This is a genomic window from Citricoccus sp. (assembly GCF_032154715.1).
In the GTDB taxonomy this organism is placed as follows: domain Bacteria; phylum Actinomycetota; class Actinomycetes; order Actinomycetales; family Micrococcaceae; genus Citricoccus.
The window spans coordinates 1-8,420 of the sequence record NZ_JALDXU010000122.1; the positions used below are offsets into that span (position 1 = coordinate 1).

The following is an 8,420-nucleotide window of genomic DNA, read 5'->3' on the forward strand; positions in this document are numbered from 1 at the left end:
CCCGGGTGGGTGCGCCGCCGTCGTGCTGTTCTCAGGTGCGGCTCAGCTCCTGAGCGCTCAGGAGAGGCGCTCGGCGACGTGGTCGATGCAGGCCAGCAGGGCCGTGACATCATCCGGATCGATGGCGGCGAACGTCGCGATGCGCAGCTGGTTGCGGCCGAGCTTGCGGTACGGCTCCACATCCACCACGCCGTTGTCCCTCAGGACGGTGGCCACAGCGGCGGCGTCGACGCTGTCGTCGAAGTCGACCGTGGTGATCACGGCGGACCGGTCCTCGGGGCGGGAGACGAAGGGGGTGGCGAAACTCGAGCCGTCAGCCCAGGAATAGACCCGGTTGGAGGAGTCGGCGGTCCGGGCGGTGGCGAAGTCCAGGCCGCCGTTGGAGTTCATCCACTGGACCTGGTTGTCCAGCATCACCAGGGTCGCCAGGGCCGGCGTGTTGTAGGTCTGGTCCTTGACGGAGTTGTCCACGGCGGTCTTCAGGTCCAGGAAGTCCGGGATCCAGCGACCGGAGGCCTTGATCTCCTCCACCCGGGCCAGCGCCGCAGGGGAGAAGAGCGCCAGCCAGAGGCCACCGTCCGAGGCGAAATTCTTCTGGGGGGCGAAGTAGTAGGCGTCGGCCTGGGACACGTCCACGGGCAGGCCTCCGGCGGCGGACGTCGCATCCACGAGCACCAGTGCGTCATCGGCGGCACCGGACACGCGTCGCACGGGAGCGGCCACGCCGGTCGAGGTCTCGTTCTGCGGCCAGGCGTAGACATCCACGCCGTCCTCGGCCTGCGGCTCGGGGCGGGTACCCGGCTCGGAGGTGAGGATGGAGGAGGCCTCCAGGAACGGGGCCTGGTCCGTGGCCTTGGCGAACTTGGAGCCGAACTCACCGAAGGACAGGTGCTGGGCCTTGCTGCGGACCAGTCCGAAGCTGGCGGCATCCCAGAAGGCGGTGGAGCCGCCCACGCCGAGGATGACCTCGTAGCCTTCCGGGGCGGAGAAGAGCTGCGTCAGACCCTGACGGACGCTGCCGACCAGGTTCTTGACCGGTGCCTGCCGGTGGGAGGTACCGAGCAGCGTCGGGCCGGCGGCCAGCAGTGCCTGCACCTGGTCCGCGCGCACCTTGGACGGCCCGGCGCCGAACCGTCCGTCCTGCGGCAGCAGGTTCTGGGGGATGGTCACCTCGGGTGTGCTCATGGGATCTCCTGACATGTGGGTGGGTCTCGGCCTGGCCGCGAAAGGCCATTCTCCCGCACCGCGGGGCCCGGGGGCGCCACGTGTCGGGCCGGCCCTGCTCGGCCCGTGGCGGAACCCGCCCCCCGATCCCGGCCGCACGACTAGGATGGATGGTGGACTTCCCGTGTCCGCGCCCGGCACGATCGTCGGGCAGCGACGGACACGACGCAACGTTGGGGACCTGGAGAGGAACATCAGCCGTGACGGACCTGATCGATACCACCGAGATGTATCTGCGCACCATCCTCGAACTCGAGGAGGAGAGCATCGTCCCGCTGCGCGCCCGCATCGCCGAGCGCCTGGACCATTCCGGCCCCACCGTGTCCCAGACCGTCGCCCGCATGGAACGTGACGGCCTGGTGCACGTCCGCAACGACCGGCACCTGGAGCTGACCGAGGACGGCCGGGAGAAGGCTGTGGGCGTGATGCGCAAGCACCGCCTCGCCGAGCGCCTGCTGGCTGACGTCATCGGCCTGGACTGGGCCTATGTGCATGAGGAGGCCTGCCGCTGGGAGCATGTCATGAGCGAGCAGGTCGAATTGCGCCTGCTGGAGCTGCTGCACAACCCGGCGGAGTCGCCCTATGGAAACCCGATCCCGGGCCTGGGCCACCTCCAGGCCCCGGCACCGGGCAACGAATCCCCGTTCGACCGGGGTGAGCGGCTCTCGGCGGTGTCCGGCCAGCCCGGCCGCTATACCGTGGTGCGCCTGACCGAGGCCATTCAGACGGACCCCGAGCTGTTGGGAGAGCTGGCCCTGGCCGGAGTCCGTCCCAACCAGGACATCGAGATCATGGCCAGTGACGGATATGTCACGGTCCGGCCCGCGGAGGCCGTCGAGGGCGGGGTGGCGCTCGAGGTCAACGGGGAGACCGCCTCGCACATCATCGTGGAGCGCCGCCAGCTCTGAACTCCTGCGGTCAGTCGACCGATTGCGGGTGACCAGGGGCGTTGTGGCATGATGTGATGCGGTGCAGGCCGGCGCCCGGCTCCGGCCGGTGGCGCGGCGCTGAAGGCTCCGGAACGTGGACCGGCGTGACATACCGCCGACGGGCCTCCGGAAACCGTTGAAAAAAGCACGGGCGTTACGTGTTTTGCACCGATTCGTGATCCGTCGTTGATCGAAAGATCCGCGGAATCACGCGGATTCGGGCCCTCCCACTCGAGTTGTCCCCAGGCCTCGTGACCTCAGCGTGACATTCATAAACTTTTGATATACCTTGGATCCAGCGCTTCGGACAGTCCTGATCGAAGCGACCGACCGTTGGTTTGCCATTCCCCCCGCGACCACGGTGCACTCAGCAGTCGTCAATCATGGCGGGGGCGGACTCTGTCCGGAGGCACGTGAGAGAGGTATTTACGTGTCGAAGCGCAGCTCCGCAGCACGCCATCGCGCCGTTCAGGCGAACTCCAACCCGCTGGAGGCCATCTCCAAGGCCGTCTCGTCGAACGCCGGGACCGTCGGTCGCCAGGCCGCCGTCGTGGCAGCCGCCTCCGGGCTCGTGCTGTCGATCGGCATGCCGGCCCAGGGTGCCGCCCCGGCCGTCCGTGAGACCACCAGCATTCCGGCCCCGGGCCTGGACATCGAGCGCGCCGCGGTGACCACCGTCAACGTCGCCGCCGCCAAGGACGCACCGGTCCAGCTCGACCGTGCCCCGGTCACCTCGAAGCCGGCACCCGAGCCGGAGCCGGCCCCCGAGCCCGCGCCGGCTCCGGAGCCCGAGTACACCGCTGCCTCGCAGAGTGAATCCACTGAGCAGACCGAACAGACCGAGCGGTCCACCCCCTCGGAGTCCTCTTCCACTTCTTCGTCCTCCTCGTCCTCTTCTTCGGATGAGTCCCAGGAGTCCTCGCGGGAGTCGTCCGCGCCCCGGCAGGCCGCTGCAGAGCCGGCTCCCGCCGCGCAGAGCTCCAGCGTGGGCGGCGTCGTGGGTGCCGCCTATGCCGGCGTGGGCGTGCCGTACGTCTACGGCGGCAAGACCACCTCGGGCTGGGACTGCTCGGGCTTCGTGGCCTGGGCCTACGCCCAGGCCGGGATCAACATCCCCTCCTCCACGTCCGCCATCCGTGGCTCCGGGCTCTTCGTGCAGACATCCAACCCGAAGCCGGGCGACCTGGTGTTCCAGAACGGTGGCGGCCACGTCGGCATCTACGTCGGCAACGGCCAGATGATCGGCGCCCAGAACCCCTCCGTGGGCACCTTCCAGCACTCCGTGACCCGGAACCCGCTGATGGGGTACTACACCTACGTCGGCTGACCACCGACTGCATGACCCGGCGCTGAGTGCCGGTGACTGACGACTGCTACGAGGACCCCTCCGCACGGAGGGGTCCTCGGTCGTCTCCACCATGAATCGGGCGTGAAGGCACCGTGAACACTCTCGGAGACACGCCCGGTCGCGGGGGTGCCTGAACCGCGGGGTGCCCGGGGGCGCGTATCCTGAGTCTGATCGTCAACCCGATTCATCCCCGCAGACGCCGGATGGCCGGGTCGGTACCCGGCGGACGATCCGGCGCCCGCGGCACAGACGAAGCCGCGAGGTACGTCCCATGCGCACTCTGGTCCTGAATGCCGGCTACGAGCCGCTGTCCGTCGTCAGCTACCGGCGCGCCATCCTGCTGGTGGGCACCGGGAAGGCGAGTGTGCTCGCCGATGGCGGGGATCCCGTCGTCGGACCCTCCACCACCGTGCGCCGGCCCGCCGTCATCCTGCTCACCCGGTACGTCCGCATCCCGCACTCCGAGTCGACGCCCGTGTCCCGCCGCGGGGTGCTGCGCCGCGATGGTCACCTCTGCGCCTACTGCGGGCGGGCCGCCACCACGGTGGACCACGTGCACCCGCGGTCCCGCGGTGGTGAGGACTCCTGGGAGAACCTCGTGGCCTGCTGCCTCGCCTGCAACAACGCGAAGGGGGACCGCACCCTGGCCCAGATCGGCTGGGCCCTGCGCGTCGTCCCGGCCCGCCCGCGCGGCGCCCAGTGGAGGATCCGTGAGCTGGAGAAGCCCGCCGAGCAGTGGACGGACTTCCTCGCGGCCGTGGCCTGATCCGGCCTCGGTCAGGGCTGTGGTTAGGGTGTCCACACCGGATCCCCGGGGTGCCCGGATCTAGACTGATGCGGTGTCCGAGACCCAGCCTGCCGCGCCAAAGCCACCCACCGTGCCCCCGGCCACCGGATGGCCAGCCGAGCTGATGACCGCACTCGAGCTGGACGGTGTCCACCCGGACTTCGCCCGGCTGGCGAGCCTGGCCCGGCACGCCGCGGCCACCTCCGGGAACGACGAGGACGCGGCGGCCACCGCGTTCATCGCCGGCTACGCCGCGGGTCTGGCCGAGGGATCGGGCCAGGCCTGCTTCGACCGGGCCCACCGCGCGTCGCTCCGGGGAATCGAACGGCTGCTGGACCGGCCCACCCCATGAGTATGGAACGGGCGGCCATGCAGGCCATGCGGCGGGCCAGCCACGGCGATCCCTCCGACGGTCGGCGGCTCCAACCGGGCACCATCCGGCGCACCCTGGACTTCGTCCGCCGGTACAAGGGCAAGCTGGTCTTCTACCTGATCCTCTCCGTGGTCGGGGCGGTCCTGGGCGTGGCCTCGCCGATCCTGGCCGGTGACGTGGTGGATGCGATCGTGGGTGGCGGCAACGCCGACCGCATTGTCCAGCTGGCCCTGCTGATCGCCACGGTGGCCGTCCTGGACGCCGTCCTGGCCGTGGTGACCCGCTGGTTGTCCTCAGACCTGGGCGAACGGATCATCTACGACCTGCGCACGGCGGTGTTCGACCACGTGCAGAAGATGCCGATCGCGTTCTTCATGCGGACCCGGACCGGGGCGTTGGTCTCCCGGCTCAACAACGACGTGATCGGCGCCCAGACGGCGATCTCGAGGACCCTGTCCGGCGTGGTGATGAACTTCGTCTCCGTGGTGCTCACCCTGATCGTCATGCTGACCACCTCGTGGCAGATCACCCTGGTCTCGTTGGTGCTGCTGCCGCTGTTCTTCATCCCCGCCCGGGTCATGGGCGGCAAGATCGCCGAGCTCAGCCGCAGCCAGGCGAACCACAATGCCGCGATGGGCGATCAGATGACCGAGCGCTTCTCCGCCCCCGGTGCCACGCTGGTCAAGCTCTTCGGCCAGCCGCTCCGCGAATCGGCCGAGTTCGCGGCACGGGCGGACCGGGTGCGGGCCACCGGTGTGGGGATCTCCGTGCGCCAGTCCGTGTTCATGACCGCCCTGACGCTCGTCTCGGCGCTGGCCCTGGCCGCCGTGTACGGCGTCGGCGGGCTGCAGGCCCTGGCGGGTGAGCTCAACGCGGGAGACGTGGTCACCCTCGCCTTGCTGCTGACCCGGCTGTACGGCCCGCTGACCGGCCTGGCCAGTGCGCGGGTGGAGATCATGGGCGCCCTGGTCTCCTTCGACCGGATCTTCGAGGTCCTCGACCTGGAACCGCTCATCCGGGAGACGCCCGGGGCGCGGGCCATCCCGGCCGGACCCGTCACCCTCGAGGTGCAGGACGTCCGCTTCGCGTACCCGAGCGCGGACCAGGTCTCCCTGGCCTCCCTCGAGGACGTCGCGGTCCTGGACCGCCGGGGCGGCTCCGAGGTCCTGCACGGCATCTCCTTCACCGTGCACCCCGGGCAGACCTACGCCCTGGTCGGCACCTCCGGAGCGGGCAAGTCGACCATCGCGTCCCTGCTGGCGCGGCTGTACGACGCCGGCTCCGGCACCATCCGCTACAACGGCACCGATCTGAGGGACACCACGTTCGCGTCCCTGAAGGAGACGGTCGGCATGGTCACCCAGGACGGGCACCTCTTCCATGACACGATCCGCGGAAACCTGACCCTGGCCCGGCCCGAGGTCGGTGACCCCGAGATCTGGGACGCGATCGACCGGGCCCGGTTGCGCGGGGTCCTGGAAGGCCTGCCGGACGGGCTGGACACCGTGGTGGGGGAGCGCGGCTACCGGCTCTCCGGCGGTGAGCGCCAGCGCATGACTATCGCCCGACTCCTGTTGGCCGCTCCGCGCGTCGTGCTGCTGGACGAGGCCACCGCGGCCCTGGACTCCACCTCGGAGAAGGCCGTGCAGGCCGCCCTGGCCGAGGCCCTGCAGGGGCGCACCGCGGTGGTCATCGCCCACCGGCTCTCCACCATCCGCTCCGCCGACCGCATCCTCGTGGTGGAGGGCGGGCGCGTGGTGGAGGAGGGCCCGCATGAGGCACTGCTAGCCGCCGGTGGACGGTATGCGGAGCTGTACCGGACGCAATTCGACGATCCGTCCATGGACACACCGCGGTGATGGGGTGCCCCCGACTGGATTCGAACCAGCGACCTGCCCTTTAGGAGAGGGCCGCTCTATCCTGCTGAGCTACGGGGGCCAGGGACCGTGGACGCTGGGCCTTCAGCCCGGAGCGCCGGTCCACCAGAACATCCTACTGAATGATCTGCGCCTTGCGCTCGGTGACCGAACGGCGGGCCTTGCCGAGGAGCATCAGCACTACCCAGAGGGCGATCGCCACCAGCAGCACCCATCGAGCCGAGGTGAACACCGAGGCCAGCCCGGCCCCCGCCCCGCCGGCGTCCAGGGCCGACTCGATGAGCATGTTCTCCGCGATGTCCACGACGGCGAAGACGGCGCCGGCGGTGTACGAGAGCCAGCGACCCCAGCCCCGCGGCAGGCACCACGCGGCCACGGCGGACACGCAGAGGAAGACGAACAGCGGGAAGATCACCCCGGCGGTCTTGTGCACCCAGTTCAACTGGCCGTGAGCGGCCTCGTTCATCGCCCCGTCGAGTTGCGCGAGCTCCGCCGCGTCATAGGTGAAGCGGTGGTCCGGCATCGGCAGGCCCCCGGACAGGGCGGACATCTGCGGCAACACCATGATGTGCAGGTAGAAGAACATGAACAGCGTGGCGCCGATCAGCGCGATGACGAGCATGCCGGGGCTGCCCTGCTGCTGGCCGGAGGCCCGCAGGTCCTGCCTCACCTGGTGCACGGACACTCCGGGGTGCCGGACGGGCCCGACGTCGGCCGGACGCTTGTCCTGCCCCGTCGTCTGGCGCTGGGAGCCGGCCCGGGCCGGATGGCCGACGGGGCCCTTCTTCTGCTTCTTCTTCTGCGACACGTGGAACCTCCAGCCTCGATTATCCCAGGTGTCCGGGCTGTTCGCGGCCCGCATCGGCCAGCCCCTGGTGGCGCGGTCTCCAGCCCCGCCCGGAGGCCCTTTCCCGGCTCCAGGAAAGTTTTTTCATCTCCGACCCATCCGAACCCCGTGTGACTCCGAACACCCTGTACTGGAACAACAACGAGGAGATTGTCATGCGTAAGAAAATGCTCTTGGCCCCCGTGATCGCGCTGGGTGCCCTGACCCTGACGGCGTCCCCCGCCCTGGCCCACAGTGGCCATGGCGGCGACGGGAGTACCGCCGGCACCACGACCAGCACCCACGAGGGCTCCTGGTCCGGCCAGGCCACCCTGGACCCGCTGAACAACAGCGGCACCACCGGGCAGGCCATGATCGAATTGAATGACAACGAGGCCACGGTCACGGTCGACGTTGCCGGGGCCGCGGAGACCTTCATGGACGGCCCGTTCCCGCACGCCCAGCACATTCACATCGCCAGCCAGGGCGTCTGCCCCACCCCGGAGGCCGACACCGACGGTGACGGTGCGGTGAGCACCCCGGAGGGCCATCCCTTCTACGGGGAGATCGGCACCTCCCTGACCACCGAGGGTGACACCAGCGCCGATTCGGCCCTCGCGGTCGAGCGGTTCCCGGGCGGTTCCGCCTACAACTACGAGCGCACCTTCGAGCTCAATGACGCCACCGCCGCCTCGCTGGCGGACGGCACCGCCGTGGTGGTGGTGCATGGCGTGGATCCGACCCTGCTGAGCGCTGAGGCGCAGGAGAAGATGAGCGAGTTGGATCCGGCGCTGCCCCTGGCGGCCACCCTCCCGGCGGCCTGCGGCACGGTGAACGTCTCGCAGATGGGCCAGATGCCGGAGGGCGGGGCTGATACCGGATCGCCGGTCCAGCAGTCCGACACCTCGGGGATCTTCCTGGGGGTCGGTGCTCTCGCCGTGGCCGCACTGGGTGGCGGCGCGTGGGCGGTCAGCCGCCGTTCGAGCCGGGCCTGAGCGACCGGAGGCAGTCCACACCATGAAGTCCCCTACTACCGGTCGCCGCGCAGTCCTGGCG

At 69.8% G+C, this 8,420-nt stretch carries 8 protein-coding genes and 1 tRNA gene; 6 read left to right on the plus strand and 3 right to left on the minus strand.

The window, feature by feature from the left end; translation table 11 throughout:
* Positions 1 to 57: 57 nt before the first annotated feature.
* Positions 58 to 1,185 carry a phosphoserine transaminase gene (gene serC / locus RUH65_RS14480; RefSeq protein WP_313818302.1) on the minus strand — a complete coding sequence of 376 codons (1,128 nt, stop codon included), beginning with the start codon at positions 1,183 to 1,185 and terminating at the stop codon, positions 58 to 60.
* Between the two features lie 239 nt (positions 1,186 to 1,424).
* Here serC and RUH65_RS14485 point away from each other — a divergent pair, with 239 nt between their 5' ends.
* The 5 genes from RUH65_RS14485 (at position 1,425) to RUH65_RS14505 (ending at position 6,520) form a co-directional block, all read left to right on the plus strand.
* Complete coding sequence (locus RUH65_RS14485) at positions 1,425 to 2,132, plus strand: iron dependent repressor, metal binding and dimerization domain protein (protein WP_313818303.1); 708 nt, start codon at positions 1,425 to 1,427, stop codon at positions 2,130 to 2,132.
* Between the two features lie 451 nt (positions 2,133 to 2,583).
* Positions 2,584 to 3,480: a C40 family peptidase gene (locus RUH65_RS14490; protein ID WP_313818304.1), complete on the plus strand. Its 897-nt coding sequence runs from the start codon at positions 2,584 to 2,586 to the stop codon at positions 3,478 to 3,480.
* A 292-nt stretch (positions 3,481 to 3,772) separates the two neighbouring features.
* Positions 3,773 to 4,267, plus strand: a complete 495-nt coding sequence (locus tag RUH65_RS14495) for an HNH endonuclease (RefSeq protein WP_313818305.1) — start codon at positions 3,773 to 3,775, stop codon at positions 4,265 to 4,267.
* Positions 4,268 to 4,340: 73 nt separating this feature from the next.
* Positions 4,341 to 4,640 (plus strand): DUF6457 domain-containing protein, encoded by a 300-nt coding sequence (locus RUH65_RS14500; RefSeq protein ID WP_313818306.1) that lies wholly within the window; start codon positions 4,341 to 4,343, stop codon positions 4,638 to 4,640.
* Positions 4,637 to 6,520: an ABC transporter ATP-binding protein gene (locus RUH65_RS14505; RefSeq protein WP_313818307.1), complete on the plus strand. Its 1,884-nt coding sequence runs from the start codon at positions 4,637 to 4,639 to the stop codon at positions 6,518 to 6,520. The genes RUH65_RS14500 and RUH65_RS14505 overlap by 4 nt, the downstream gene beginning before the upstream one ends.
* Before the next feature lie 5 nt (positions 6,521 to 6,525).
* On the opposite strand, the gene RUH65_RS14510 is transcribed toward RUH65_RS14505, so the two are convergent.
* A tRNA-Arg gene (locus RUH65_RS14510) sits at positions 6,526 to 6,599 on the minus strand.
* Positions 6,600 to 6,653: 54 nt separating this feature from the next.
* Positions 6,654 to 7,346, minus strand: a complete 693-nt coding sequence (locus tag RUH65_RS14515; protein WP_313818309.1) for a hypothetical protein — start codon at positions 7,344 to 7,346, stop codon at positions 6,654 to 6,656.
* 149 nt (positions 7,347 to 7,495) lie between these two features.
* Here RUH65_RS14515 and RUH65_RS14520 point away from each other — a divergent pair, with 149 nt between their 5' ends.
* On the plus strand, positions 7,496 to 8,359 hold the full coding sequence (locus tag RUH65_RS14520) for a hypothetical protein (RefSeq protein WP_313818311.1): 864 nt from the start codon (positions 7,496 to 7,498) through the stop codon (positions 8,357 to 8,359).
* The last annotated feature ends 61 nt before the right edge of the window (positions 8,360 to 8,420 follow it).